The sequence below is a fragment of the Thermococcus sp. CX2 genome (genome assembly GCF_012027555.1).
GTDB lineage: Archaea > Methanobacteriota_B > Thermococci > Thermococcales > Thermococcaceae > Thermococcus.
The window spans coordinates 1-222 of the sequence record NZ_SNUQ01000024.1; the positions used below are offsets into that span (position 1 = coordinate 1).

Here is a 222-nt window from a genome sequence, read left to right on the forward strand (position 1 = left end):
TCATCTTAGCAGCAGGGTGCTGGAGGTCAATCCTGTCGAGAATGGTGGCTCCATCGTTGGTAATAACAACATCTCCAAGGCTGTCAACAAGCATTTTGTCCATACCCTTCGGACCGAGGGTGGTCCTGATGGTCTCGGCGACTATCCTAGCGGCCAGAATGTTGAGCCTCTGGGCGTCCCTTCCAACGTACCTCTGGGTTCCCTCGGGCAGAATAACAACCG

The 222-nt window shown here is 54.5% G+C and carries 1 protein-coding gene; it reads right to left on the minus strand.

Annotation, left to right across the window (positions count from 1 at the left end; translation table 11 throughout):
• A partial coding sequence (locus E3E23_RS10175) for a TCP-1/cpn60 chaperonin family protein (protein ID WP_305849842.1) occupies positions 1–222 on the minus strand: 222 nt, incomplete at both ends.